The sequence below is a fragment of the Arthrobacter sp. B6 genome, from assembly GCF_001663775.1.
Taxonomy (GTDB): Bacteria; Actinomycetota; Actinomycetes; order Actinomycetales; family Micrococcaceae; genus Arthrobacter.
The window spans coordinates 60,173-85,805 of sequence record NZ_KV467169.1 but is presented as its reverse complement, the minus strand read 5'-3'; the positions used below and the strand labels follow the sequence as shown (position 1 = coordinate 85,805).

Sequence of the window (25,633 nt, the reverse complement as noted above, 5' to 3'; positions counted from 1 at the left end):
ATGCCCGGCGGGCCGGGTTTAGGAGCGGAGGGCCGGATGGCAATACAGCTCCGACCCGTCACGGACGGTCTGGAGGCACACAGGGTCGGTTCCCGTGTCGAGGGCGGGAAGGAGGGGGGTACGGGCGCGTGGATCGGTGCTCCAGGACTGAACCCTGCCGTCCGCGACCTGGACCATAAGTTCTTCAACGTCCCACACCGCAAAACTTGCCGGTGCACCGGGGACGAGCTGCCCGGCCATGGGGTTGTGGTGCTTGGCAGCCCGCCAGCCTGCGCGCGTGTGGCCAAGGAAGGCGGCGCGTGCCGAGATCCGCTGGTCGTGGCTGTGGTGTTCCAGGCATGCCCGGACACTGGCCCAGGGGCGCAGGGGCGTCACGGGGCTGTCACTTCCGAAAGTGATCGGCACGCCGGCGGAGTATAAGGATGCAAAGGCGTTCATGCTCGTGCTGCGGCTGCCGAGGCGCTGCTCGTAGAGGCTGCCCGCCGCGCCCCACGCCGCATCGAACCCCGGCTGAGCGCTTACGGTGACCGAGTAATGCGCCAGCCGTTCCACGGCCTTGGAATCTGCGATCTCGACGTGCTCAAACCGGTGGCCCGCAGAACGGATCCGTTGTTCACCCACTTCGGCGGCGGCAAGATCAAGGGCGGCCAGGGCCGTGTCCAGTCCGGCGTCACCGATGACATGGAAACCACCCTGGATTCCAAGCAGGGAGCACGCGGCAAGGTGGGCAGCGGCCTGGTCCACCGAAAGGTAGAGGCTGCCCCGCTCCCCCGCCGCGTCGCTGTAGTCTGACCGGAGCGCTGCAGTCCTGGAACCGATCGAACCATCGATATTCAAGTCACCCGCCAGGCCCCTGACAGGTACGCCCAGTTCCGCCAGGATTGTCTGCGCTTGTTTTTGGGTCAGCGCGAGCTCTCCCCAATAGGGCAGGACCTCCGGGAAAGCTTCGGTGCCGGGCTCACCGGTGTTCCACGACGCAGCAAGCCGCAGGTCATCAATCCCACCGATGTGGGGTGCCCCCATTTCCGCTGCTGCGACGTAGCCATTGGCTGCCGCCTCAGCCAGTGCGCGCCGCTGGTAGCCGCGCAAGGCCTCCTCCGGCAGGTCCCGGGTGGCCCGCCTGGCGGCGCTGTGCGCTGTCCGCTTCAGGTGGCCTTCCGGCGAAAATCCGTCAAGCTGGGTGAGGCCGGCAGCGGCCGTGAGGGAACGCGATACCAGGGCCGAGTGAACGTCCGCCCTGGACAGGTACACGTGCCTGCCTCCCGCTGCCCGATCGAGTTCGTCGGCGGTGGGCAGCGACGGATCCTCCCAGGCGGATTCGTCCCAGCCATGTCCTATCACCGGCCCGTTGCCGGGCGCGGACCGGACAGCGTCCAGAAGCTGCCTGGCCGACTTCAGCTGGCCCAGCTGGAGGGAGTCGAGTGCGATCCCCGTTTCGGTCAAATGGACGTGGGAATCGACGAATCCCGGCGCAATCAGGCCGCCCCGAAGATCAATGATCTCCATGGTCCCGTCGGCGATGGACGACGCGGCCTGTTCCGAACCCACCCAGGCCACCGTGTCGCCGTCCACGAGCATTGCGGTGGCAAAGGGATCGGCGGCCGTATACACGGATCCGTTCCGGTAGAGCACCACCCTGCGCTGGTTCGGGGATGGCACTGCGAACGTGGCTTCGGTCATGGCTGTTAGGGCTCCTAGGAATGGTGCGGCCGCGGGTATGCGGCGCGGCGGCAGCGGGAAGGTCAGATGACGGAAGAGTAAGCCACCACGCCACGGCGTACCAGGGAGATGGCTTCAGTGCAGAGCCGTGCGAGGCGGGGTTCCAGCCCGGGGATCTTGGCGAGCTGGTCGAGCAGGTCGATGACCTGTTTGACCCAACGCACAAAGTCGCCCGCTGCCAGGTCAGTGCCGTTGAGAACGTCCTGCAGGTGCCGGCCCCTTGCCCACTTGTACATCGGCCAGACGAGTCCAAGTTCCGGCTCTCCGGTGAGGGGAAGTTTGTTTTGCTCCTCCACGTCTTCCAGGGCCGACCATTCGCGGACCACTATGTCCACGGACGTCTCAAGCGAGATGCTGGGCATCCGCGGCCGTAGCCCCCTGTCCTCGCGCTTGGCCTGGTAGACCAGGACGCTGGCGAGGGCAGCAACCTCAACGGCGTCGAGGTCATCGAAAGCGCCAAGCCGAAGTGACTGCGAAATCAGCAGGTCCTTTTCACCGTAAATGCGCCGCAGCCGCTGGCCGTCCGGGCTGATGGACTGCCGTCCGTCGGCCCCGGCCTCCAGGTAGCCGTATGCGGAGAGTACATCGCAGACGCGGTCGAACGTCTTGGCAATAGTGTTGGTCCTGCCCTGGATCTGCCGGACCAAGGAATCCGTTTCCCGGCGCAACTTCCACCAGCGTTCCGACCATCGGGCGTGGTCTTCACGTTCGCTGCAGCCGTGGCACGGGTGGGCACGAAGCGCCCGCCGCAGGTCAGCAATGCGTTTTTCCTGGTTTGGCAGTGCCGAGGCGAGGCCGAAGTCATTGTTCCGGCTGCTGGTGGCCGCAGGCGGCCGGTTCTCCCGGAGGGCGTTTCGTGCTGACGATGCAAGATCACGCCGGGACTTGGGCACCTTGGCATTAAAGGACTTCGGGATCCGTATCCGTGTCATGGGCGCTATGGGCCCTTCCAGATCCTCTGTCCCGATCCTGCGGAGCTGGTTGTCCAGCGTCAGGACGGCGGGACGCGGTTCCCGGCTGCTGTGATCGGTGCTCAGCACGATGGCCGGACCCGGCGCCCGGCCTCCGGGCACGTCCACGACATCCCCGGGCAGCAACCGCGCCAGGGAGTCGTCACTCAGTGATTTTCGTGCCCGTGACTTGCTCCGGGAGGTCATGTTTTCCGCGTCCGAAAGCTCCCGGCGCAGTCTTGCGTATTCGGTGAAGTCACCGAGGTGGCAGGTCATCGACTTGGCGTAACCGGCCAGGGATTCCTCCCTGCTGCGCACTTGCCTGGCGAGGCCCACCACGGAGCGGTCCGCCTGGAACTGCGCGAAGGAGGATTCCAGGATTTCGCGTGCCCGGGCCCGGCCGAACTGTGCCAGCAGGTTGATGCTCATGTTGTACGTCGGACGGAAACTGGAGTTGAGCGGATAGGTACGGCGCGACGCGAGGCCGGCCACCGCCGTGGGATCTGTTCCCGGCTGCCAAAGCACCACGGCATGGCCTTCGACGTCGATCCCCCGCCGGCCTGCACGGCCCGTCAACTGGGTGTACTCCCCCGCCGTGATGTCCACATGGGCTTCGCCGTTGAATTTGTCCAGTTTCTCCAAGACTACGGAGCGGGCCGGCATGTTCACCCCCAGGGCGAGGGTTTCGGTGGCGAAGACAGCTTTGACCAGACCCTCGACAAAGAGCTTCTCCACCACCTCCTTGAACGTAGGGAGCATTCCCGCGTGGTGGGCGGCGAAGCCCCTGAGCAGGCCGTCGCGCCAGGTCCAGAAGCCGAGGACGTCCAGGTCCTCGGAGGGGATGTCCTGCCCGGCCTCGTCGACGCGCTGGGCAATGATGCGTTGTTCCTTCTCCGTAGTCAGCCACAGTCCCGAGGACACGCACTGCGCAACCGCTGCATCGCAGCCGGCACGGGAAAAGATGAAGGTGATGGACGGCAGCAGGTCCTGCCGGTCCAGGCTGGCGATTACTTGGGGGCGGCTGGCTTTCCGGACCCCCACGGGCTGGGCGCCCTGGCCGGGGCGGTCGTCCCCCCGCTGCCTGTGCTGACGACGCTGGCTGCGGCCACCATGGCCAAAGCGCCCGCGGAAGCTCTGTTGGCTCTCGCTCCTGGCCATGGCCAACAGGTCCGGGTTTACCTCGAATCCACGGCCGGGCGACTCCTCCGGTACCGCGACAGGGGCCGGGACTCCGGTTTCCGCATCGGCAGGCGGGGCGATCTCATCGAAGGTGGTCTCGCCGGCGAAGAGGTCCACAATTTCCTTGCCCACCATGACGTGCTGCCACAGCGGGACGGGCCTGTGTTCCGAGACGATCACGTCGGTGTCGCCCCGGACGGTGTCCAGCCAGGCGCCGAATTCTTCGGCATTGGACACCGTGGCGCTCAGCGAAGCAACCTGGACTTCACTGGGCAGGTGGATGATGACCTCTTCCCACACGGCGCCACGGAAGCGGTCCGCGAGGTAGTGCACTTCATCCATGACCACAAAGCCAAGGTCATCCAGCGAAGCGGAATCGGCGTACAGCATGTTGCGGAGGACTTCGGTGGTCATCACCACCACGGGCGCCTCACCGTTGATGCTGGTGTCTCCCGTCAGCAGGCCGACGTTTTCCGGTCCATACTTCGCTGCGAGTTCGGCGAACTTCTGGTTGCTGAGCGCTTTAATCGGAGTGGTGTAAAAGGCCTTGAGGTTCCGCTCGAGGGCGAGGTAAATCGCGAACTCCCCCACAATGGTCTTGCCGGCGCCGGTGGGTGCTGCGACCAGCACGCCCCTGCCTTCCTGGAGGGACCTGCACGCCTGGCGCTGGAAGTCGTCCAGCTCAAAATCGAGCGTTCGGACAAAGCTCCCCAGATAGCTGGCGGCCTCGGCTGTCCGTTCTTTGCTGGCCTGGTAGCTTTCGGACGGCGACAGCTGCTCTGGAACGGTAGGCCGGGAGAAGACCGGCCCCGAAGGGGGCGGCCCGGAAATAGAGGACATGACTCCAGCCTAATGGGCGCAGGGCTACAGGTTCTTCAGTTCGTTTCCGGGCGTCGCGACGTCGGCATTGGCCTCAGTCTCCGCTTCACGCTTGGCCATCCGCCGCGCGCGGCGCTTGTCATTGAGTAGGCAGATGCCAATTGCTGCGAAAAAGAGCACCAGCAAAGGTCCTGCCAGCATAAACATCGAAATTGCATCGGCACCCGGGGCAGCGATGGCCGCCAGGACGAAGACCAGGAATACGGTAATGCGCCAGGACTTGAGGATTGTTTGGCCACTGATGATGCCCGCCATGTTGATCCCCACGAGGACCACCGGGACCAGGAAGGCAAACCCCAGGACAAGGACCATCCGCGTGACGAACTCAATGTACGTCCGGGCGTCGATGACGCTCGAGGAACCGTCAGGAGTGAACTGGGTCAGTGCACGGACGACCTGGGGAACCACAAGCCATCCGGCCCAGATGCCCGCAAGGAAAAGGGGCACCGCAGCAGCCATGTAGCCAAGTGTGTAGTGACGTTCCTTGGAGGTCAGGCCCGGAGTTATAAACGCCCACAGCTGGTAAATCCATATCGGACTGGAAATGACCAGCCCGATCAGGAGTGACATCTGGAGTTTGAAGTCGAATGGAGAGGCTATGGTTCCAAAGTTGATGGCAGAGAGCCCACCGGTTTGCTGCGAAATGCGGTTTACCGGATCTGCCAGGGCCTTGAGCAGCGGATCGTAAAGTATCCAGCCCCCGACGCCACCAATGACGACGCCGATGCCGGATTTGATCAGCCGGTTCTTAAGTTCCTTGAGGTGGTCCCAGAGGGCCATTCGGCCCTCTGGGTTGGCTTTGCGGCCCCTCGTCAGTGCCACCGCGGGTCAGGCGCGGTTCGACGGCGGTACGTCAGTGCCGTCCGTCGGCTCACCGGGCTTTGCCTGCGGGTGGTTAACGATCTTGCCTTCCACCGGTCCGGTCGGGTCGGCAGGAGTTTCGGTCTTGCCGTCGTTCTTCATCTCCTTGACCTCGGACTTAATGATCCTCATGGACTGGCCAAGGCTGCGCGCCATGGCAGGAAGCTTGGGTGCAGCAAAAAGCAGCAATGCAACAACAATAATAATGACGATCGGCCAGGGGCCATCAAAGAGTCTTCCCACGGGAATTCCTTTCCTTTAGAAACATCCTACGTCTAAGTGAAGTCCAGATCGCCAAGCGACTGCCGCTGGCCACGGTCAGTCCTGCGCTGGACCCGCCTCTTGCGGCGGTCCTCCCTGCGGGCTGATTTGGATGTGTGGTAATCATGTCGCATCTGCACAGGAGAGGCAAAAACCGCTGAACCTTGCGGCGTCGCCGACTTGGCCCGCGGCATCGGCGGAACGGCGGGGCTGAAATGCCCCAGCTTCTCACCGGCCGCTCCCAGGTCCTTGAGCGTCGCCATGAACTGGCGAAACAGCCGGATACCCAACAGGACATAAAACAGCAGGGACACCGCAACAAGCGCTATCCAGATCAGGATCCAAGACCACCAAGGCATGCTGAGAAGTCTAGCCTCCGTAACGGGCCAACGATGCCTCGACCCAGGCGCGCGACTGGTCGGCAAGCTCTCGGGGTTCCAGGATGCGCGCTGCGCCGCCGTGCTGTGCCACGAACATCGGCAGCCAGGCCGTGTTGCCAAAACGGATCTCCGCCAGCAGGCCGCCGTCGGGCAAGGCTGAAGTCCGCTCGGCGTAGTAGTCGTCCGCCAGGCCGGCGCCCTGCCGGGTGAGCTGGACTGTCACAGTCGTGTCGTCGTCGTTCGGTGTGAACAGCTTGGCCGGGAAGCCTTCATTGGGCTGAGGGGTCGCCGACGCGCGGTTTCCGTTTGGGTTCAGTTCCTGCACACGGTCAAGACGGAAGTTCCGCAGGCCCTGGGCCATGTGGCAGTAAGCCTCGAAGTACCACGTATTGTCGAGCGAATAGAGCCGGAGGGGGTCCACGTCGCGCTCGGAAACACGGTCCCGCAGCGGCGACAGGTAGACCAGGTGAAGCTGGGATCGGGAAGCGACGGCCTGGCGGACAAGGTCCAGGGTGGCAGAATCTGCGGGACCGACTGCCGGTCCGGCCAGCGATCCCGCGCGCAGCCCTTCCTCGCCGGCCGCGGCCATCAGTTTCAGGGTGACGGATTCCAGCGCGCCGCCTTCAGCGAGTTCCGGCAGCCCGTTCAGCGTTTCCAGGCCGGTGAGCAGGGCGCAGGCCTCCTCCACGGTGAACCTGACCGGCCTTTTCAGGTCCAGGTCCTGCGTTATGTACACGTGGCCGTCCTCCCACTGGATATCCAGGAGGTCGTCCGGATATCCCTCAGGCAGCCCCGAACAGATAAGGATCTGCAGGTCCTCCTCGAGTTCCTTGCGCGTGACGCCGAAGCGTTCAGCCACCTCCTGGATATGGAGTCCCTGGTTGTGGACCAGGAATGGAACCAGTTGAAGCATGCGCTTGAGCTGTTCCTCGGATGTCCGTTTGCGGACGCTGCCCGCCCGTGGCTGGCTGGGGAAAACAATGGCCGGAACGGGGGCCGCACAGAAATCCGCGGCGGCCCGCAGCCTGCGCCGTACGGCCGTGACAAGTTCGCCGGGTGCCACCGCAACGGCATCCGGACCGTAGGAGGCGAGTTCCTCCGCAAGCACCTCGACGTCCCTGTACTCGACGCTCAGGCGGTCATAGCCGGCGTCGGGCTGGTCCCCCTGCCCGCCGCTGCCGGGCAGGGCCCGCTGGCGCAGCCCAAGCAGCCGGCCGTCACGGACATCCACCTCAGCGCTCCGGAGCGGAAGTTCCGGCAGGCGGTCCAACTCTGCGCGGATATTGAAGTCCTTGGGCGGCGAATAGCTCTCCTTGTCCAGGACAGTGACAGCGCTGGTGAAGCGGGACAGCCGGAAGTGCCGGGGAGCCTGGCGGATCCGGTCGTATCCGGCGAGGTACCACTGGCCGAACCGGCTGCCCAGGCCCCATGGTTCAACGCTGCGCTGTTCTTCCTTCCCGGTACTGCCGGCGAGGTAGGAAAAGGAAACAGGGTGCTGGGCATGCATGGCAGCGACGAGGTCGTCGAAGGCCTGGCCGGCAGGCTTGATCCGGGGCTGGACCCCGACAGGAAGTTCGACGTCGGTGAGGCGGCTCGAAGCCTGCAGCTTGCGGAGGGCGTTCGCCGCGGCGGTGCCAAGGGCTGCACGCTCCCAGAGCTGTGAGGCCAACAGAATGACGGTCCACTCCCCGGGGCTGAGTTCGACGTCGGGAAGCCTGTTGGACTCCTTGCCGATGCGGTAGCGAGTTGTCGCGGGGTCGTCCTCGCTCCAGCCAAGGTCGGTGACGGTCTCGACGTCAAAGCCGAAGTTGCGCAGGTCAGTCTTGTCCCGCTCGAACATCCGGCCGAATGATACGTCGTTGCCGGCAACGTCGCGGTAGACCGTTTCCCGCAACTCGCTGCGGTGCAGGCCGTACCTGGTGTTCAGGAGGGCTATCAGGAGATTAAGCAGGCGTTCTGTACGGGATGCGGACACCCTCGCTACGTTACTAAACTCGGCCGGGGAAAGCAGAAGGCGCGGTAACGATCGGGTCAGGTCATCCCGATCGTTACCGCGCCTTCGAGCCTTAGGAGGTCCGGGTCAGCGGACGCCCACGAGGTCAACAACAAAGATCAGGGCCTCGTTGGGCTTGATCGCTCCACCTGCGCCGCGGGATCCGTAAGCCAGCTCAGAGGGGATCTCCAGCCGGCGGCGGCCGCCGACCTTCATGCCGAGAAGGCCCTGGTCCCAGCCCTGGATGACCTGGCCGACGCCGACACGGAAGTCCAGCGGCGCGCCACGGCCCCATGAGGCGTCGAATTCTTCCCCGGTGGACCAGGCGACACCTACGTAGTGAGTGGACACGGTATCGCCGGCTTTCGCTTCGGCACCGTCGCCCTCGATCAGGTCGGTGATGACCAGTTCCTTGGGGACATCGCCTTCCGGGAAGTCAATTTCCGGCTTCTGGCGGTCGAATTCGCGCTGACCAAATGACATGCTTGCTCCTTTGATTGTTGGGTGGGGAGGTGTTGCTTGGAGTCTTGCCGGGCCCGGTCCGGGCCCGCGATGCGGCTATTTGGCGCCGAGGATGTCCACAACAAAGACAAGGTCGCCCTTGGCTTCGCCCTGGCCTGCATCACCATACGCGAGGTCCTTGGGGATGACCAGGAGGACCCGTGAGCCCACCGTCTTGCCTGCAAGTCCTTGGGTCCAGCCCGGAATGACGCCGGTCAGCGCAAAGCTGGCCGTCTCACCACGGTCATAGCTGGAGTCGAACTTGGTGCCGCCAACCAGGTTGACGCCCACATAGTTGACCGTCAGCGTGTCGGTTTCCTTAACTTCCGCGCCGTTACCCTTGATCAGGTCCTGGGAGACGAGGGCTGTGGGAGCTTCGACGCCTTCAACGGAGATTTCCGGAACGCCCTTGTCGTTGTCCTTGACGGTGGGCAGACCGGCCGGCGGGGTTACTGCTTCGCCCTCGGGCTTTTCGAGCACCGGAGCCACATCGGTGGCGGAGAGGACCTTGATCAGCAGAAGCTGGGTGGGCTGCGCTTCGGCACCTCCAGCGGCTGCTGCCTGGCCCGGAATAGCAAGGGCCAACGTCGAACCGATCTTGGAACCGACGAAGGCGTTGTAAATGACGGCGCTTCCGGTCTTGAGTTCCTCGTTCAGTTCCAGGGGCTCGGGTTCGCCCGCAAAGGTATCTTCGAGCGTGGCGCCGTCTGCGCCGTTCAGGGCGAGGATGGAGATGTTGGCCACCTGGTTCGCCTTGACGGGATCGCCGGTGCCCTCTGCGACGACCTTGACGGTCGGTTCGGTGACGTCCAGCGGTTTGGTGAACTCCACACCGGGAGCTTTTTTGTCCCCGTTGTCCGTCAGTTTCAGGGAGTCGAACTTGGCAGTATCACCTGCGGACTGGCTGGTGGGCTCCGGTGCTGCGGGCGTCCCGCCTCCACAGGCGGTAAGCAGCAGCAGACCGGGGATAAGGATTGCTAGTAGTCGGCGCACGTAAGAACTTTCGTCGGGGCAGGATGGACGCTGCCCCGGTAATGTCGCTCGGCGCAGCTCAGGACCGAAGAACGGCCCTATCCAGAATAGCCCCTGAAGCTGGGTGTCAGCCCATAGAGTCCAGGAGCGCATCCACACGGTCGTCCACGCTCCGGAACGGATCCTTGCACAGTATGGTCTGATGGGCGCGGTCATTGAGCTTCAGGTGGACCCAGTCAACCGTGTAGTCCCGGCCGAGCTCCTGGGCGCGGCGGACGAAGTCGCCCCGCAGTTTGGCGCGGGTGGTCTGCGGCGGGACATCCACCGCGTCCTTGACTACGGTGTCGTCCACCACGCGGCGTACGGCTCCCCTGGACTGAAGGAGGTAGTACAGCCCCCGCGTCCGGGAGATGTCGTGGTAGGTGAGGTCCAGCTGCGCTATCCGCGGTGCGTCCAGGCCCAGCCCGTGCCGGTCCCTGTAGTTGTCCATCAGCTTCTTCTTGATGGCCCAGTCGATCTCGGTGTCAATTGAACTGGTGTCGCCGCTCTCAATGGCCCGCAAGGTCCTTTCCCACAAGTCCAGGATCAGGGGCACGTGCGGGTTGTGCGCCCCGTGCTCCTGCACGAATGCCGTGACCTTCGTCAGGTACTCCTGCTGGATTTCCAGGGCCGTGAGTTGGCGGCCGTTGGCCAGCCGGACCAGGGCCCGGCCACTGAGGTCATGGGAAATCTCCCGGATGCTGCGGATGGGGTTCTCCATCCGCATGTCGCGCATGATCACGCCCGCCTCGATCATGCGGAGGATCAGGTCCACCGTTCCGACTTTGAGAAGGGCTGTGGTCTCGGACATGTTCGAATCGCCCACGATGACATGGAGCCTGCGGAAGAATTCGGCATCGGCATGTGGCTCGTCGCGGGTGTTGATGATGGGACGGGACCTGGTGGTGGCCGATGACACACCCTCCCAGATATGGTCCGCGCGCTGAGAAAACGCGTAGGTGGCACCGTGCGGCGTTTTGAGGATTTTCCCGGCGCCGGCAATCAGTTGGCGCGTCACTAGGAACGGGATGAGGATTTCTGCGAGCCGGGAGAATTCCCCGCGCCGTGGAATCAGGTAGTTTTCGTGGCTGCCGTAGGAGTTGCCGGCGGAATCCGTGTTGTTCTTGAACAGGTAGACGGTACCGTTGAAGCCTTCTGCCGCCAGCCGGGACTGGGCTTCGTCGACGAGGTCGTCGAGGATCAGTTCGCCGGCCCGGTCATGGGCGATCAGCTGGGCGAGGTCGTCGCATTCCGCGGTGGCGTATTCGGGGTGCGATCCGACGTCGAGGTAGAGGCGTGAGCCGTTGGTCAGGAAGACGTTGGACGAACGTCCCCAGCTGACCACCTTGCGGAAGAGGTAGCGGGCCACTTCTTCCGGGGCCAGCGGCCGCGAATCGGGGCTCGAATACGAGATGCCGAATTCGGTCTCGATACCGAAGATCCTCTTGTCCATTTCAGTCCTCCTCAGCCAGCAGCGCCGTGATATCGGCGTCGTTCAATCGCCGGAATGCCCGCCGGGATCCGCGCGAACTTTCCGAAAGCCGGTCCAGGACAGCCACTTCCACCGCTGTGGCCGGCAGCGCACCGGCTTCGGTGTCAGTGACAAGACCTCCCATGGCCAGGCGGACCGCCCCGGGAAAGCGCATCGAACTTCGCCAGCCGTCGGCGATGGCCGATGACACCCGGTCGGCCTGGCCGCCCATCACGATGAACCCGTGTTCATCGGCGATGGACCCGTCGAAGGTCAGCCGGTAGAGGTGGTCCTCCTCCTGGGTCCGGGCCACTTCGGCGACGGCCAGCTCCACCTCGAAGGGTTTCTGTTCAGCTGTGAACACTGCGCCCAGGCTTTGGGCGTAGACACTGGCAAGGCCGCGGGCGGTAACGTCCTCCCGGTCATAGGAGTAGCCACGCACATCGGCATACCTCACCCCCGCCTGGCGGAGGCTCTCGAATTCGTTGTACTTGCCGACGGCGGCGAAAGCGATCTTGTCGTAGATCTCGCCGATCTTGTGCAGGGATGGCGAGGGGTTTTCAGCCACCAGCGCGATGCCGTCCTGGCAACTGACCACTACTACGGATCTGCCGCGGGCGATGCCTTTCCGTGCGAAGTCCGCACGGTCCTTCATCAGCTGCTCGGGGGAAACATAAAACTGCTGGGTCATTTTCAGGCCTCCCGCCGGGCAATGGTCCGGGCTTCGATGATGCTGCCTGCCACGGCAGCAAGCTCGGACTCAGGTATACGCCGGGCTCCGCTGCGGCTGACCGTGTAAACCACGGGCCACAGCTGGCGGACGGGGTCGGGACCGCCAGTGGCGGAGTCGTCGTCGGCGGCGTCATAGAGGGACTCCACGGCGACGGCAACGGCTTCGGGTTCGGTCAGGTTGGGCCGCCACAGCTTCTTCAGTGCGCCGCGCGCAAACACGGAACCGGAACCGACCGTGTGATGTTCGCGTTCCTCGTACCGTCCGCCGGTCACATCGTAGGAAAACAGCCTGCCAACCCCGGCGGCCGTATCGAATCCGGCAAAGAGCGGCACGACGGCCAGCCCCTGCAGGGCCATGGGCAGGTTCCCGCGGATCATGGCACCCAGCCGGTTGGCCTTGCCTTCCAGGCTCAGCAGCGTGCCCTCAATTTTTTCGTAGTGCTCAAGTTCAACCTGGAACAACCTGGTGAGGTCGATCGCTATTCCGGCCGTGCCCGCAATTCCAAGCACAGAGTAGTGGTCGGCGGGAAAGACCTTTTCGATGTGGCGGCTGGCAATGACGTTGCCCATGGTCGCCCGCCGGTCCCCGGCCATCAGGACGCCGCCGTCGTAGCTCAGGGCCACGATGGTGGTGGCGTGCGGCACCTGCAGCGGCGTGGCAGCTGCCCCGGCCGGCAGGTCCCGGTTGTAGGGAAGCAGTTCCGGCCGGTCCCGCTGCAGATGCTCGGTGAACGACGACGTCGCGTTGGCGGCTACCTGGTGGGCGGTCGATTCCTGCACTGATTGCACTCCTTCAACGTAGTAAGTCAACGTCTTGCCAGATCTGCGGCCGTCCGCGGCTCCCGCCGCCGTCCTGGACCGGTTACTGACCGCCCTTTTGGACAAACGCCCGGACGAATTCCTCGGCGTTGGATTCCAGCACGCCGTCGATTTCGTCCAGGAGGTCATCTACGCCTTGGGTCGCTGCCGAGGCCTGACCTTCGGGCGGCGCGGGAGGGGCCTCCGGCACGTCCTCTTCGACCTGGCTGTCGCGCGACTGTGGCTGCTGCTGCTCCTGGCCTGCCATTGTTATCTCCTCTGTGAAAACTCGGGTCCGGGTGGAACATCCGATACGCCCATATTGCCACGCTCTGCGGCTGCCGGGGCGGTTTACGCCCCCGGCGGACTGGTGTTATGTCCCAGCAGTTCAGCCAGGAAAGGACCTGCCTCACGGTGCCGGGCAAACAGGCCACCTGTCAGCGCTTTGGTCCCCCGCAAGGGCTCGCGGGTGGGCACGCGCTGAAGCCGACCATAGCCGGGCACATCGAAGATCACGGAGTCCCAGCTGGCCCCCACTACGTCCTTGCCGAAGCTGCTGACACAGCGCCCACGGAAATAGGCCCTCGTGTCCGACGGCGGTTCCGTTACCGCGGCGGCGATGGCACTGTCCTCGACAATCCGCTGCATCCGGTTCCTCGCGAGGAGCCGGTAGTAGAGGCCTTTCTCGGGCCGGATGTCCGCCCACTGCAGGTCCACGAGGCCCAGCCGGGCGTCATCCCAGGCCAGCCCGTCCCGGTCCCGGTATCCCTCGAGGAGGGAGAGCTTGGCGAGCCATTCAACCGAGGAGGCCGCCGCCGGCCTGTCGCTGTCCAGCTGGCTCAGGGTGGTGGCCCAGCGCTCCAGGACCTCATGCGTATGGCCGTCGCCGTCAACGGCGTCCGCAACCCCGGTGTCCTGTGCGAGCTTGGCTGCCGCTTCGTGGTAGATCCACTGCAGGTCCAGCGCTGTCACCCGGCGCCCGTCCAGCAACCGGATTTTGGTGGTCAGGGACGTGTCATGGCTGATGGCCTGCAGGGCTGCGACCGGCTCATGCACTTCCAGCTTTGGCGCCAGGCCTGCCTCGATCAGGCTGAGGACCATGGCCGTGCTGCCAAACTTGAGGAAGTTGGATGCCTGGCTCAGGTTGGCGTCCCCGATGATGACGTGCAGCCGGCGGTACTTGTCCGCCGTGGCGTGCGGTTCATCGCGGGTGTTGATGATCGGCCGCCGGATGGTGGTTTCCAGGCCAACCTCGGCCTCGAAAAAGTCCGCCCGCTGGCTGATCTGGTACCCGGGAGTGGAACTGTCCTGGCCGAGGCCTACCCTGCCCGCCCCGCAGAGAATCTGCCGGGTGACGAAGAAAGGTGTCAGTCCCCGCACGATGTCACTGAACGGCACGGACCGCGGCATAAGGTAGTTTTCGTGCGACCCGTAGGACACGGACTTGTTGTCGGTGTTGTTTTTGTAGAGGTTGACCGCAGGAAGTTCGGGGTCCATGGCGAGCCGCCGGACCGTGGCCAGTGCAACCAGGTCGCCGGCAGCGTCCCATGTCACGGCGTCGCGTGGATTGGTCACCTCGGGGCTTGAATACTCCGGGTGGGCGTGGTCAACGTACAGGCGGGCGCCGTTGCCGAGCACCATGTTCATCAGCAGGGTGCCGGACTCGTCCTGGCCGTCCAGTTCCAGTTCCTCCCGGCCGTAGGCGAGGGCCACGGCTTCGGCGTCGAGGACAGGCGGCTGGTCCGTGAGTTGGCTTGGGTGTGCCGAGGCCCGGTCCAGGGTCCAGCCGCGGGCGTCGTGCAGCGGCTCCTCGTCCGTGTAGTCCCAGCGCGTTTCGGCGCCGCCGGCTGCACGCTGCCGCGTCACCTGGGCGTATGCCTGCACCACCCGGGCCGACATCATGGTGGCGTTGGCTGAAGGGGCAGCCGGAGCGTGGATCCCGTATTCCGTCTCCGCGCCCATGACGCGCATGGCCCCGCCGACCGGCAGTGATCCTCCGACGACGGGTTCCGGGGCAGCCGTCACAGGTACTGCCCTGTGCTGGGCATCGTTTCGATGGACTTTCCGGGTTCCTGTCCGGCCTTGCCCTGGACGATGGTCCGGATGTAGGTGATCCGCTCGCCCTTCTTGCCGGAGATGCGGGCCCAGTCATCCGGATTGGTGGTGTTCGGCATGTCCTCATGCTCCCGGAATTCGTCCACCACGGCCCGGAGCAGGTGCTCGATCCGGAGGCCCTTCTGGTGAAGGGTCAGCAGGTCCTTGATGGCATACTTCTTGGCCCGGTCAACAACGTTTTGGACGACGGCCCCGGAGTTGAAGTCCTTGAAGTAGAGCATCTCGGTGTCGCCGTTGGCGTAGGTGACCTCCAGGTATTCGTTGGATTTCTCCGTGGAGTACATGGCTTCCACGGTGCGCTGCACCATGGCGTCCACGGTGGCTTGGACGTCGCCGTCGTATTCGGCGAGGTCGGACTCGTGGAACGGCAGGTCCGTGGTGATGTACTTGTTGAAGATGTCCGCGGCGGCTTCGGCATCCGGCCGATGGATCTTGACCTTGACGTCCAGGCGTCCCGGACGGAGGATCGCGGGGTCGATCATGTCTTCCCGGTTGGACGCACCAATGACGATGACGTTGTCCAGCCGTTCCACGCCGTCGATCTCGCTGAGCAGCTGGGGCACAATCGTTGTTTCGACGTCGGAGGAGATACCGGTGCCGCGTGTGCGGAAGAGGGAGTCCATTTCGTCGAAGAAAACCACAACCGGACTGCCGTCAGAGGCCTTTTCGCGGGCGCGGGAGAAGATCAGCCGGATGTGGCGTTCGGTTTCGCCGACGTACTTGTCCAGAAGTTCCGGGCCCTTAATGTTCAGGAAGTAGCTCTTCAGGTCCACATTGCCGGACCGCTCGGCCGCGCGGGCGGCCAGCGAGTTGGCCACGGCTTTCGCGATCAGGGTCTTGCCGCAGCCCGGAGGGCCGTACAGCAGGATGCCCTTCGGCGCCTTGAGTCCGTGCTCGCGGTACAGGTCCGGGTGCAGGAACGGCAGTTCAACGGCGTCACGGATCTGTTCAATCTGCGGGCCCAGTCCACCGATGTCCTCGTACGTGATGTCGGGAACCTCCTCCAGGACGAGGTTCTCAACCTCGGACCGGGGAACTTTCTCCAGTGCATAGCCCGTCCGCGAATCAATGGACAGTGCGTCGCCGACCCGCAGCTTTTCGCCCAGCAGGGCGCCGGAAAGCCGGATGACCCGCTCTTCGTCGGCGCGCCCTACGACGAGGGCACGGTCCGTCCCCAGCATTTCCTTCAGCGTGGCCAGCTCGCCGGCGCGTTCATAGCCGAGGCCGGCAACAACCAGCAATGCCTCGTTGAGCAGGACTTCCTGGCCAACGGCCAGTTGGCTGATGTTCACGAGGGGGCTGACCCCCACCCGCATCTTCCGCCCGGCGTTGAAAATATCTACGGACTCCTCCGTGGCGGCCTGCCCGCTGCTGCCGGCGGACGGCTGGCGCTTCGGGTTCAGTTGGAGAATGGTGCCGAAGCTGTACGGTGGCTGCCCCTCCTGGTCCAGGGCGTTCTTGAGCCGCAGGATCTCCGCTTTTGCGGCTTCCAGCATGGTGACAAGCTTGGCATTGTTCTGCGTTGCAGCCGCCAGCTGGCGGTCAATGTGCCTGAGCTTGTCCCGGAGGATGTTGACCTGCCTGTCAGCAACAGACAAATCATTAACGGCAGACTGCTCTGCCGGTGTACGTCCGGAGTCCTGGTTCGGAGTCTCCATGATGTATCAGCCCCTTCCTGCGCTTCTCTTAAGACCTTAGCCCCAAGTTGGCAGGTAGAGCTGAAGACTCCCAAAATCTGGACTAGTTCGTGATCTCCGGATCATCCTTGACGTTGGTGCCGGCGATGGCGTCGCGGGCAGCACGGCGGAGTTTCTTATCAGAGACCAGCCGCTCCCCTACCGCCCCGGGAGTCCAGGCATTCACGTCCGCTTCGTCGAAGTCGGTCTTCGACGGGCGCCGCTTGACGGAAATCCCGGTCACACCGTCGGCCAGGCGCCTGGTAACCAGCAGGAACCCGGTGTGGGCCACCATCCGGTGGTCGGGACGTACCGCCAGGCCTTCAAGATGCCAGCCGCGGACCATGGACTCCCAGGCATCGGGCTCGGTGAACCGGCCGTCGGCACGGATGGCCTCGGCAGTGCGCGAGAGCTGGGTCACGGTAGCCACATAGTTGATCCAGACGCCGCCGGGAGCAAGCACGGTGGCTACGGCGTCGAGGCATTCCCAGGGGGCCAGCATGTCCAACACGACGCGGTCGACGGATCCGGGGGCCTCGCTGGTGACAACTTCCTCCTGGAAGTCACCCAGCGAAACCTTCCACGCCGGGTGCGGCCCGCCGAAGATGGTCTCCACGTTGCCGCGGGCAATATCGGCGAATTCTTCGCGCCGTTCAAAGGAGTGCAGGTAGCCGTTGTCGCCCACGGCCCGCAGCAGGGAGATGGACAGCGCTCCGGAGCCAACCCCGGCCTCAACCACCCTGGCACCGGGGAAGATGTCCGCCATGGTGACAATCTGGCCGGCGTCCTTGGGGTACACAACGGCGGCGCCGCGGGGCATCGAGAGGACAAAGTCGGAGAGCAGCGGGCGCAACGTCTGGTACTGCTGTCCAACGTTGTTGACCACCACGGAGCCGTCAACTTTGCCGATGATCTCATCGTGGTTGAGGAATCCGCGGTGGGTGTGGAAGGCACCACCCACTTCAAGGGTGATCGTGTTCATACGGCCACGCTCATCGGTGAGCTGGACTCGTTCGCCTTCACGGAAGGGACCCCGGCGCCGCGCAGCCCCCACCGGCTGGGCTCCGTTGGCGGACACTCCGCCCTGGGGTGTTGCTGCGGCTTCGGTGGCGGCAGATTCGCTGCTCATGAAAATTCCTCGCTCCTGTAAAACTGTGGGGCTGCGCATTTGGTGGGGCTGTCCTGTCAGGCCTTGCCCCCGACGGAAACCATGTGGCAGCTAAATGAGACCGGCAGGTAACTCTACCGGTTCTGGCGCTGCGGATACCTATTGGGGCGCACACTCTTGCCGGTGATGGCTGCCACCACCACATCCTGCGCCAACAGGCCGGTCACTATGCCGCGATGGTCAACCACCGCGTATTCCTGGCCTTCCAGCTGGCCGAGGTATTGGATGAGTTCCTGTCCTTTTGACCACTCCGGCACGTAGGCGCCTGCGCCGAGGCGGTAGGACACCGCCGTCACTGGCGTGGAACCTGCGGCGGGCGGCGGCACCGCGGCGACGGCGGAGGCGTCCACCACGCCCTGCGGGCGCCCGTCAGGCCCGCACACCACCACGGCCGGAATTCCGGACGGCGCCAGCCGCAGGATGTCCGCCACCGTGGCCGTGAGCGGAACTCCGACGGCGGGCCGCGACAGCGCGGCGGCGTTAACGAGGTGCAGCCGTCCGCGCATCGTTCCTTGCTGGATAGATGCCGATGCCCCCACCCAGAGGAATCCACCGACCAGGATCGTGATCATGAGCAGACTGAGTTCGGGCGGCTCTCCGGCCAGCAAGGGAAGGGCGATGAACCAGAAGCCCAGTGCGGCGACAATGAGGCGTCCGGCCCAGCCGGCCGCGACCGTGCCTTTGGCCTGGCTGCCCGTGGCTTTCCAGACGACGGATTCGACGATCCTCCCGCCGTCGAGGGGCAGGCCCGGAAGCACGTTGAAAATGCCGATCAGCAGGTTGGCCCACATAAAGATATTGGTGAGGAGTTCCGCAACAGTGGGAAGGCTGGCGCCGGAAAGCACCAGCCACGCCCCCCCGGCCAGCGCAAAGTTGGCAGCAGGCCCTGCGAGGGCCACCAGTACGGAACGTCCAGGCGTGGCGGTGAAGTTTTCGAACTGCGTGTGTCCGCCCCACAGGTTCAGGACGATCTTTTGTGTCGGCCAGCCATAGATCTTGGCGGTGAGAGCATGGGCGAGTTCGTGGACCAGCACGGAAATCAGGAGCAGGATGGCATACGCAAAGGCCACCGTGTACGCAGCGACGCCGAGGGCAGGGTTGTTCTCACGCAGTACCGGCCCATAGACAATCACGGTGAAGGCGGCGATGACGAACCACGAGTAGGCCAGGATGACGGGGATGCCGGCGATTCTCCCGAGAGGGATTCCTTCGCGCCGGGCCGAAGCAGATTTCTCACCCATCTGCAGGACCCCCCAGCGCCGCTTCCAGCCGACGGTCCGCACCGGCGACGCCGTTCCGGTCCGCGGCAATGGCGACGAGTTCGGAAACCGTCCGGCCGGCCAGCGTGTCCCAGGTTGTGTGGCGGGGATCATCAGGGAGGGGAACGATGTGGGGAATCGCCACCGTCGACACGCCCGAGGCAACCGCGGCGGCGACGCCGGGTGCGGAGTCTTCCAAGGCGACGCAGTGATCGATGGTCAGGGCGGGATCAGAACCCTGGAGCAGCTTCACCGCGGTCAGATAGGCCTCCGGGTGCGGCTTGCCCTGGGCGACGGTGTCCCCCGTTACTACGAACTCGAAGTACGGCCTGGGGAGGCTCGCCACAATTTCACGGGCCAGGGGGCCCTCGGACATCGTGACGAGGGCACACCGGACACCTGCCTGGTGGAGCTCGTCCAGGAGTTCGCGCGCGCCCGGCCGCCAAGGCACACGGCGCCGCACGCCACAGATGACTTCCGCAGTGAGGGTGTCGATGATTTCCCTGATTTCCAGGTCCACGCCAGCATTTTGAAGGATGCCGGCGGAGTAGGTCAGTGATTGCCCGACGAGCTGCATGGCCTGTTCATGTGACCAGGTGCCGCCATGGGCTTCAACCAGCCCATGTTCGGCCGCGATCCAGTACGGCTCGGTGTCCACAATAGTGCCGTCCATGTCCCAGAGGACTGCTTTGAGGGGGGAAATTGTGGCTGGGGATCGCATGTGTTCAGTCTACGGTGCCCGGCTGGACGCAGGCTGTGGGCTACGCCCTCGGCGAATACCAGGCAACGCGCTCCCAGGAGTTCGCGCCACCGATGATTTTTTCGGCGCTTCATTCAATGCGGGACGCGGGTTCTTGGACGTAGGGTGATGGGATGAATAGCTTCGACGGAGACACCACCGAACCGGGTGCCGAGGCCGGGCCGGAGCGGTTCCTGCAGCCAGTGGCTGAGGGTGAACGCATCACCGTAATGCTCGCCGCCTTCGAGGGCTGGAATGACGCGGGGGAAGCGGCCAGCGATTCGCTGCGCTTCCTGAACAAGCTCTGGGGCGGCAAGAAGGTTGCGTCCATCGACGCCGACGAATACTACGACTTCCAATTCACGCGGCCCACTGTGCGGCGCAACGCGGCCGGCGAACGCAAGATCAAATGGCCGTCCACGAGGATCTACAAGGCCAGTGCCCCCGATTCCAACGTGGACGTAATTTTTGTCCAGGGCACCGAGCCGTCCTATAAGTGGCGGGCCTACACCGCAGAACTGCTGGTGCACGCGGAGGCGTTGAACGTGGACTACGTTGTGCTCGTTGGTGCCCTGCTCGCGGACGTGCCCCACAGCCGGCCCATCCCGGTCAGCACATCCTCCGACGACGCGCCCCTGCGGGAACGGTTGAATCTCGAAGCCTCCCAGTACGAGGGGCCGGTAGGCATTGTGGGAGTCTTGTCCGAAGTTTCGCTGCTGGCCGGGATACCCACGGTCTCGCTGTGGGCTGCCGTGCCGCACTACGTGGCCCAGGCGCCGTCGCCCAAGGCGCAGTTGGCGCTCCTGCACCGTATCGAGGAACTGCTCCAGGTTCCGCTGGACACCCATGAACTGGCCGAAGAAGCAGACGCCTGGGAACGCGGCGTGGACGAGCTCGCCACCGAGGACCCTGAGATCGCCGCCTACGTCCGCCAGCTTGAAGAGGCGAAGGACACCGCTGACCTGCCCGAGGCCAGTGGAGAGTCCATAGCCCGCGAGTTTGAGCGCTACCTGAAGCGCCGGGGCAAAGACAAACCCTGACAGGACAATCCATCAAGCCGCCCGCCCGCCGCGGCGGGCAGGCGGTTTCTCTGGGGACTGCCTGCTAAAGCACGACGCCGAGCAGGGCTTCCACGGCGTCACGGACCAGCGCCCCGTCCTGCCGGCTGCCCGCTACCGCGGCTGATGCCGCTCCGGCAGCCCAGCGGTCAACCGCGTCCAGCGCCGCCGGCGCGTCCAGGTCCGAAGCCAGGGCAGCCCGCATTTCCGCGATCAGGCCGGCGGCAGACCCTGCCGGTGCTGCCGAAAGTGCACTGCGCCACGCAGCGAGCCGGCCCTTCGCGTCCGCGAACCCGTCTTCGGTCCATGACCAGTCCGACCGGTAATGGTGGGCCAGGATCGCAAGCCTGATGGCAGCGGGCTCCTCGCCTGATGCCCGGAGCCTTGAGACGAGCACCAGGTTGCCCTTGGACTTGCTCATTTTTTCGCCGTCCAGTCCCACCATGCCGGCGTGCGCATAATGGTGGGCCAACGGCACGCCTGCCAAGGAGTATGCGTGGCCGGCGCCCATCTCATGGTGCGGGAAGATGAGGTCCGAGCCTCCGCCCTGCACCGTAAACGGGGCAGGAAGGTATTCCTGGGCGATGACAGTACATTCGATGTGCCAGCCGGGCCGGCCGTCTCCGAGCTCCCCTCCCGGCCAGCTGGGCTCGCCCTCCCTGGCGACGCGCCACAGGAGGGGGTCCAGCGCCTGCCGCTTGCCGGCACGTCCGGGATCGCCGCCCCGCTCAGCGAACAGTTCCAGCATCTCGGCTTCCGCAAGGCCGGAGATGACGCCCAATGACCAGGCGTCGGTGGCTGCGGACTGCTTTCCTGCTGCCTCGACGTCGTAATACACGTCCCCGTCCGGCTCTCCCGGTGCGCCGGGTACGCGGTACGCGAGGCCGTTGCGGAGGAGTCGCTCAATGGCGGGAACGATCAGCGGGACGGATTCCACGGCGCCGACGTAATGGTCCGGCGCGAGGACGTTCAGGGCCACCATGTCCGTCCGGAAGAGCTCGATCTGGCTCGCAGCGAGGTCCCGCCAATCGACGCCGGTCGCCGTAGCGCGCTCCAGCAGGGGGTCGTCGACGTCGGTGACGTTCTGGACGTAGGCCACGCGCTGGCCGGCGTCACGCCAGGCCCTGTTCAGCAGGTCAAACGCAACATAGCTGGCCGCATGGCCCATGTGGGTGGCGTCGTACGGCGTGATCCCGCAGACGTACAGTGACTGGTCGCCGAGGCCCCGCAGCTCAACTTCCCTGCCTGCGGCGGTATCAAAAAGCCGGATGGCGGGCATGCTGCCGGGCAGGTCAGGAACAGGGCGGGATATCCAGGATTTCACAGGCCAAGCCTAGTGCTAGGCGCTGATCACATTGAAACCGAGCAACAGATACAAGGCCAGGCCAAGGAGGATCCGGTACCAGACAAAGAGCCGGTAACTGCGGGTGGAGACGAACTTCAGGAACCAGCCAATAATGATGTAGCCCACAACGAAAGCGATCGCGGTGGCCATTGCTGTCTCCGGCAGGCCGTACGGACCAGTGATGCCTTCCTTCGATACCGTCTTGTAGAGCTGGAACAGGCCGCTGCCGAAGACCGCGGGGATGGCAAGAAGGAAGGAATAGCGGGCCGCGGCCTCACGGGTGTACCCCATCAGCAGGCCCGCAGTGATGGTGCCGCCGGAACGGGAAACCCCGGGGATCAGCGCCATTGCCTGGGCAAAGCCGTAATAGATGCCGTGTTTGTAGGTCAATCGGGTCAGGTCGCGTTCCTGTTTGCCCACCGCGTCCGCCACTGCGAGTATCAGGCCGAACACGATCAAGGTAGTGGCCACAATCCACATGCTGCGGAGTACTGACTCGATCTGGTCCTGGAACAGGAGGCCCAGGACGATGATGGGCAGGCTGCCGAGGATCACGAGCCAGCCCATGCGCGCATCAGGGTCCTGCCGGGAGACTTTTCCCCTGAGGGAGCCCAGCCATGCTTTGACGATGCGGACGATGTCGCCCCAGAAATAGACAAGTACTGCTGTCTCGGTACCCAGCTGTGTGATGGCGGTGAAGGCGGCGCCGGGGTCGGAGGCGTTGGGCAGGAATTGCCCTACGATCCGCAGATGCGCGCTTGATGAAATCGGTAGAAATTCGGTCAGTCCCTGCACTAGGCCCAGCAGGGCCGCCTCAAACCAGTTCACGCTAAGACCCTACGTCATGGACCCTGCTGATTCCCCGTAAGCTTGCTGCTATGCAGCAGCGTTACGTCGGCAACAGTGGATTGCGTGTTTCCACCCTCTCCCTCGGCACCATGTCGTGGGCCGGCGAAACGGACGAGCAGGACGCCACTGAATTGCTGCGGACGTTTGTGGATGCTGGTGGCAGGCACCTCGATACTGCGGCGTCCTACGCCGACGGCAGGTCGGAGGCCCTGATCGGCTCACTGCTGGGCGACGTCGTCGCCCGCACCGAAGTCTCAATCTCCACCAAAGCCGGAATCTCGACGCCGGACGGCCGGCGGACCGTGGACACGTCGCGTACGGCGATGCTGTCCGGGCTTGATGCGAGCCTCGCACGTCTGGGCACTGATTACGTCGACGTCTGGTTTGCCCAGGCCTGGGACGCGAACGTCCCGTTGGACGAAACCTTGTCCGCGCTCGAGTTCGCCCTACGGACCGGCCGAGCGCGCTACGCCGGCGTCTCAAATTTCAATGGCTGGCAGAGCGCCAAAGCGGCCGCCATCGCGGGTTTCCCGCTGGTTGCCGCCCAGGCAGAGTATTCCCTGCTGCAGCGGAAACCCGAAGGTGAGCTCATTCCTGCGGTGGAAGATGCCGGGCTCGGTCTCCTGGCGTGGGCCCCGCTGGGGCGGGGCGCACTGACCGGCAAATACAGGGGCAGCATCCCCGGCGATTCGCGGGCCGCGAACCCCGGGCTTGCCGCCTATATAGAGCCATATCTCGGCCAGCAGGCCTCCCGCGTGGTGGAGGCGGTCTCGATGGCCGCCAAGGGTCTGGGGCGTACGCCACTGGACGTGTCACTTAGCTGGCTGCTCTCACAACATGGAGTTGCTTCGGCGATTGTGGGACCCCGGACTCCCGTTCAGCTCAAGGAAATCCTCAATGCCCAGCTGACTCCGTTACCGCCGGAGATCTCGCGGGCCCTGGAGGACGTTTCAGAGCAGGCCTAGTCCTCGAGGATTTCCAGATCCTCTTCGTCATCGACATCGCTGGCTTCGTCTTCGTCCTCTTCGTCGTCAAAGACCTGAAGGGGCGTCACTTCGGTGTAGGCCTCATAGAGCGCGTCCTCATAGACCTCGAACGCATCCGCGACGGCAAAAAAAGCCGCCTCTACGGCGGGGTCCCCATCACCGCGGCGGTTGGACGCTGCTATAAGGTGTTCTTCCAAGGCGGAAGTCAAGGACTGAAGCGCGACACGCGGATCGATGCTCATGACTTCACGTTAGCCGGAAAAGGACGAAAATGGAGAGCAATGAAGGAACAATTTCTCACCAGCTCGGTCCAGCGGGAACGGGACTATCTAAGGCAGTACGAGTACCTCGTACTGACGCTCAGCCCCGACGATTCCCTGCCTGAAGCCCGGCGCAGGCTTGTGGAACACTCCGAGTACGGCAAGTGGGAACTGGAACGGAGCAAGCTGTACGTGGGCGGAGGCCGGCGCTTCTGGCTCCGCCGCCGGGTGATGCAGGTCCAGCGGACCGTCTAGCAGTGAACAGGTCCGGCGGAGTTATGCGTCGAGCGGGCCGAGCCAGGCGTTGGCCACGGTGTTGTGCGCCGATTCGTCATCGGACGGGTGGAACATGCCGGCCAGCACGTCGCGGTAGAGCCGTTCCAGTTCCGAGCCACGGAAATAGCTAGAACCGCCGCTTACCCTGATAGCCACGTCCACCACCCGCCGCGCGGTTTCTGTTGCGTTGACTTTCAAGCCAACAAGCTTCGGGAACCACCGCTGGCCATGGTCAACCAGGGCATCCACGTCACGGGCCACCAGCGTCAGCTGCGGATAGAGGTTGTCCATGGCCATAGCGGCGCCAGCCACCTTCCAGCGGATATCAGGGTCCTGGGTGTAGCTCCGGCCGCCGTTCTTGAAGGACGTCCGCCGTTTCACGGCCTCCACTCCCAAATGCAGCGCGCGTTCTCCGATGCCTGTGTAGACGGCCGCCAGCAGTGTTTCGAAGCACGCAAAGATGGCGAAAATCAGAGGATCGGCATTCGGACCGACGGGCAGTTTCCGGAAGATCCGGTCCGCCGGGACTGCGGCGCCGTCCAGCACTGTGGTGTTGGACTGGCTGGCGCGCATCCCCAGTGTGTCCCAGTCGTCCAGAATCCGGTAGCCGGCCGTGTCCCGGCGGATGAACCCGTGGACGAGTTCCCCTTCACCGTCCCGGGCGTGGGTGTCCTTGCCGAAGATCCCCAGCCTTGTCCAGGCCGGCGAGAGGCTTGTGAAGATCTTTGTGCCGGTAAAGCTGTAGCCACCGCCTGGCAGTGGCGCGGCCATGGTGCGGGAATCAAAAAGCACGGAGTCATTGCCCGCCTCGGAGTTGCCGAAGGCGAAGACCTCGCCCGCAGCAGCCTCCTGCAGGACAAAATCCATGGAGTGATCGCCCCTGGCAGAAAGCACCTGCGCGACGCCGGTCCAGACCAGGTGCATGTTCACGGCCAGGGCGGTGGCCGGCGCCGCCGTTGCCAGCCGCCGCTGGCACTGTGCGGCCGCTTCGAGCCCAAGCCCCAGGCCGCCGTCGGACGACGGAACACAGAGCTTGAGGTAACCGACCGCAGTGAGTTCCTGGAGGTCCTCGTGGAAAAAGGCATTGTCGCGGTCGTAGGCGCCCGCACGTCCCCGGATCCGTTCCAGCAAAGCGTCGGGCAACACGTCCTCGGGCGTCATGTCCGC

Annotated in this window: 24 protein-coding genes; 3 read left to right on the top strand and 21 right to left on the bottom strand. The window is 64.5% G+C overall.

What is annotated here, in order from left to right; translation table 11 throughout:
• Positions 1 to 18: 18 nt before the first annotated feature.
• From AU175_RS15045 to AU175_RS14965, 17 genes are all read right to left on the bottom strand, one after another.
• Complete coding sequence (locus AU175_RS15045) at positions 19 to 1,680, bottom strand: amidohydrolase (protein WP_066291384.1); 1,662 nt, start codon at positions 1,678 to 1,680, stop codon at positions 19 to 21.
• A 62-nt stretch (positions 1,681 to 1,742) separates the two neighbouring features.
• On the bottom strand, positions 1,743 to 4,688 hold the full coding sequence (locus tag AU175_RS15040) for a DEAD/DEAH box helicase (RefSeq protein WP_066291382.1): 2,946 nt from the start codon (positions 4,686 to 4,688) through the stop codon (positions 1,743 to 1,745).
• A gap of 24 nt (positions 4,689 to 4,712) precedes the next feature.
• The gene (gene tatC, locus AU175_RS15035; RefSeq protein WP_066291380.1) at positions 4,713 to 5,507 is read right to left on the bottom strand and encodes a twin-arginine translocase subunit TatC; all 795 of its coding nucleotides are present in this window, start codon (positions 5,505 to 5,507) and stop codon (positions 4,713 to 4,715) included.
• 48 nt (positions 5,508 to 5,555) lie between these two features.
• Entirely contained in the window at positions 5,556 to 5,831 is a 276-nt protein-coding gene (tatA, locus tag AU175_RS15030) for a Sec-independent protein translocase subunit TatA (protein WP_066291379.1), read from the bottom strand.
• A 32-nt stretch (positions 5,832 to 5,863) separates the two neighbouring features.
• Positions 5,864 to 6,208 (bottom strand): hypothetical protein, encoded by a 345-nt coding sequence (locus AU175_RS15025; RefSeq protein ID WP_066291377.1) that lies wholly within the window; start codon positions 6,206 to 6,208, stop codon positions 5,864 to 5,866.
• 10 nt (positions 6,209 to 6,218) lie between these two features.
• Entirely contained in the window at positions 6,219 to 8,204 is a 1,986-nt protein-coding gene (locus AU175_RS15020) for a helix-turn-helix transcriptional regulator (protein WP_066291375.1), read from the bottom strand.
• A gap of 105 nt (positions 8,205 to 8,309) precedes the next feature.
• Positions 8,310 to 8,705, bottom strand: a complete 396-nt coding sequence (locus AU175_RS15015) for an FKBP-type peptidyl-prolyl cis-trans isomerase (protein WP_066291372.1) — start codon at positions 8,703 to 8,705, stop codon at positions 8,310 to 8,312.
• Positions 8,706 to 8,780: 75 nt separating this feature from the next.
• Positions 8,781 to 9,716: an FKBP-type peptidyl-prolyl cis-trans isomerase gene (locus tag AU175_RS15010; RefSeq protein ID WP_066291367.1), complete on the bottom strand. Its 936-nt coding sequence runs from the start codon at positions 9,714 to 9,716 to the stop codon at positions 8,781 to 8,783.
• A 106-nt stretch (positions 9,717 to 9,822) separates the two neighbouring features.
• Positions 9,823 to 11,187 (bottom strand): Pup--protein ligase, encoded by a 1,365-nt coding sequence (gene pafA / locus AU175_RS15005; protein ID WP_066291363.1) that lies wholly within the window; start codon positions 11,185 to 11,187, stop codon positions 9,823 to 9,825.
• A gap of 1 nt (position 11,188) precedes the next feature.
• Positions 11,189 to 11,896, bottom strand: a complete 708-nt coding sequence (prcA, locus tag AU175_RS15000; RefSeq protein WP_066291361.1) for a proteasome subunit alpha — start codon at positions 11,894 to 11,896, stop codon at positions 11,189 to 11,191.
• A gap of 2 nt (positions 11,897 to 11,898) precedes the next feature.
• Positions 11,899 to 12,717 carry a proteasome subunit beta gene (gene prcB, locus AU175_RS14995; RefSeq protein ID WP_066291359.1) on the bottom strand — a complete coding sequence of 273 codons (819 nt, stop codon included), beginning with the start codon at positions 12,715 to 12,717 and terminating at the stop codon, positions 11,899 to 11,901.
• 82 nt (positions 12,718 to 12,799) lie between these two features.
• Positions 12,800 to 13,003 carry a ubiquitin-like protein Pup gene (locus tag AU175_RS14990; protein WP_066291350.1) on the bottom strand — a complete coding sequence of 68 codons (204 nt, stop codon included), beginning with the start codon at positions 13,001 to 13,003 and terminating at the stop codon, positions 12,800 to 12,802.
• Positions 13,004 to 13,086: 83 nt separating this feature from the next.
• Positions 13,087 to 14,706 (bottom strand): depupylase/deamidase Dop, encoded by a 1,620-nt coding sequence (dop, locus tag AU175_RS14985; RefSeq protein ID WP_156642510.1) that lies wholly within the window; start codon positions 14,704 to 14,706, stop codon positions 13,087 to 13,089.
• A gap of 50 nt (positions 14,707 to 14,756) precedes the next feature.
• A complete protein-coding gene (gene arc / locus AU175_RS14980) occupies positions 14,757 to 16,508 on the bottom strand; it encodes a proteasome ATPase (RefSeq protein WP_066291346.1) in 1,752 nt (583 codons plus the stop codon).
• 82 nt (positions 16,509 to 16,590) lie between these two features.
• The gene (locus AU175_RS14975; protein ID WP_066291344.1) at positions 16,591 to 17,655 is read right to left on the bottom strand and encodes a tRNA (adenine-N1)-methyltransferase; all 1,065 of its coding nucleotides are present in this window, start codon (positions 17,653 to 17,655) and stop codon (positions 16,591 to 16,593) included.
• Between the two features lie 113 nt (positions 17,656 to 17,768).
• On the bottom strand, positions 17,769 to 18,935 hold the full coding sequence (locus tag AU175_RS14970) for a site-2 protease family protein (protein WP_066294200.1): 1,167 nt from the start codon (positions 18,933 to 18,935) through the stop codon (positions 17,769 to 17,771).
• A complete protein-coding gene (locus tag AU175_RS14965) occupies positions 18,928 to 19,674 on the bottom strand; it encodes an HAD family hydrolase (protein ID WP_066291341.1) in 747 nt (248 codons plus the stop codon). Before AU175_RS14965 ends, AU175_RS14970 begins: the two co-directional genes overlap by 8 nt.
• 152 nt (positions 19,675 to 19,826) lie before the next feature.
• On the opposite strand from AU175_RS14965, the gene AU175_RS14960 reads away from it, so the two are divergent.
• Positions 19,827 to 20,732 carry a PAC2 family protein gene (locus AU175_RS14960; protein WP_066291339.1) on the top strand — a complete coding sequence of 302 codons (906 nt, stop codon included), beginning with the start codon at positions 19,827 to 19,829 and terminating at the stop codon, positions 20,730 to 20,732.
• 64 nt (positions 20,733 to 20,796) lie between these two features.
• Here AU175_RS14960 and mshC read toward each other — a convergent pair whose 3' ends face one another.
• Positions 20,797 to 22,074, bottom strand: coding sequence for a cysteine--1-D-myo-inosityl 2-amino-2-deoxy-alpha-D-glucopyranoside ligase (mshC, locus tag AU175_RS14955; RefSeq protein ID WP_066291337.1), 1,278 nt, complete (start codon positions 22,072 to 22,074; stop codon positions 20,797 to 20,799).
• A gap of 15 nt (positions 22,075 to 22,089) precedes the next feature.
• Positions 22,090 to 22,923 (bottom strand): undecaprenyl-diphosphate phosphatase, encoded by an 834-nt coding sequence (locus AU175_RS14950; RefSeq protein ID WP_066291333.1) that lies wholly within the window; start codon positions 22,921 to 22,923, stop codon positions 22,090 to 22,092.
• Positions 22,924 to 22,973: 50 nt separating this feature from the next.
• On the opposite strand from AU175_RS14950, the gene AU175_RS14945 reads away from it, so the two are divergent.
• Positions 22,974 to 23,909: an aldo/keto reductase gene (locus tag AU175_RS14945; RefSeq protein ID WP_066291331.1), complete on the top strand. Its 936-nt coding sequence runs from the start codon at positions 22,974 to 22,976 to the stop codon at positions 23,907 to 23,909.
• On the opposite strand, the gene AU175_RS14940 is transcribed toward AU175_RS14945, so the two are convergent.
• Positions 23,906 to 24,172 (bottom strand): hypothetical protein, encoded by a 267-nt coding sequence (locus tag AU175_RS14940; RefSeq protein WP_066291329.1) that lies wholly within the window; start codon positions 24,170 to 24,172, stop codon positions 23,906 to 23,908. The two genes, AU175_RS14945 and AU175_RS14940, sit on opposite strands and share 4 nt — an antisense overlap.
• Positions 24,173 to 24,211: 39 nt before the next feature.
• Here AU175_RS14940 and AU175_RS14935 point away from each other — a divergent pair, with 39 nt between their 5' ends.
• Positions 24,212 to 24,445 carry a DUF5703 family protein gene (locus AU175_RS14935; protein ID WP_066291326.1) on the top strand — a complete coding sequence of 78 codons (234 nt, stop codon included), beginning with the start codon at positions 24,212 to 24,214 and terminating at the stop codon, positions 24,443 to 24,445.
• A 21-nt stretch (positions 24,446 to 24,466) separates the two neighbouring features.
• Here AU175_RS14935 and AU175_RS14930 read toward each other — a convergent pair whose 3' ends face one another.
• Positions 24,467 to 25,627, bottom strand: coding sequence for an acyl-CoA dehydrogenase family protein (locus AU175_RS14930; protein WP_066291323.1), 1,161 nt, complete (start codon positions 25,625 to 25,627; stop codon positions 24,467 to 24,469).
• Positions 25,628 to 25,633: the final 6 nt, after the last annotated feature.

Coding starts and splice junctions, on each gene's coding strand:
- AU175_RS15045 (WP_066291384.1), bottom strand. CDS start 1,680: ATGACCGAAGCCACGTTCGCAGTGCCATCCCCGAACCAGCGCAGGGTG.
- AU175_RS15040 (WP_066291382.1), bottom strand. CDS start 4,688: ATGTCCTCTATTTCCGGGCCGCCCCCTTCGGGGCCGGTCTTCTCCCGG.
- tatC (WP_066291380.1), bottom strand. CDS start 5,507: ATGGCCCTCTGGGACCACCTCAAGGAACTTAAGAACCGGCTGATCAAA.
- AU175_RS15025 (WP_066291377.1), bottom strand. CDS start 6,208: ATGCCTTGGTGGTCTTGGATCCTGATCTGGATAGCGCTTGTTGCGGTG.
- AU175_RS15015 (WP_066291372.1), bottom strand. CDS start 8,705: ATGTCATTTGGTCAGCGCGAATTCGACCGCCAGAAGCCGGAAATTGAC.
- pafA (WP_066291363.1), bottom strand. CDS start 11,187: ATGGACAAGAGGATCTTCGGTATCGAGACCGAATTCGGCATCTCGTAT.
- prcA (WP_066291361.1), bottom strand. CDS start 11,896: ATGACCCAGCAGTTTTATGTTTCCCCCGAGCAGCTGATGAAGGACCGT.
- AU175_RS14990 (WP_066291350.1), bottom strand. CDS start 13,003: ATGGCAGGCCAGGAGCAGCAGCAGCCACAGTCGCGCGACAGCCAGGTC.
- dop (WP_156642510.1), bottom strand. CDS start 14,706: ATGCGCGTCATGGGCGCGGAGACGGAATACGGGATCCACGCTCCGGCT.
- arc (WP_066291346.1), bottom strand. CDS start 16,508: ATGGAGACTCCGAACCAGGACTCCGGACGTACACCGGCAGAGCAGTCT.
- AU175_RS14975 (WP_066291344.1), bottom strand. CDS start 17,655: ATGAGCAGCGAATCTGCCGCCACCGAAGCCGCAGCAACACCCCAGGGC.
- AU175_RS14970 (WP_066294200.1), bottom strand. CDS start 18,935: ATGGGTGAGAAATCTGCTTCGGCCCGGCGCGAAGGAATCCCTCTCGGG.
- AU175_RS14965 (WP_066291341.1), bottom strand. CDS start 19,674: ATGCGATCCCCAGCCACAATTTCCCCCCTCAAAGCAGTCCTCTGGGAC.
- AU175_RS14960 (WP_066291339.1), top strand. CDS start 19,827: ATGAATAGCTTCGACGGAGACACCACCGAACCGGGTGCCGAGGCCGGG.
- AU175_RS14945 (WP_066291331.1), top strand. CDS start 22,974: ATGCAGCAGCGTTACGTCGGCAACAGTGGATTGCGTGTTTCCACCCTC.
- AU175_RS14940 (WP_066291329.1), bottom strand. CDS start 24,172: ATGAGCATCGATCCGCGTGTCGCGCTTCAGTCCTTGACTTCCGCCTTG.
- AU175_RS14935 (WP_066291326.1), top strand. CDS start 24,212: ATGAAGGAACAATTTCTCACCAGCTCGGTCCAGCGGGAACGGGACTAT.
- AU175_RS14930 (WP_066291323.1), bottom strand. CDS start 25,627: ATGACGCCCGAGGACGTGTTGCCCGACGCTTTGCTGGAACGGATCCGG.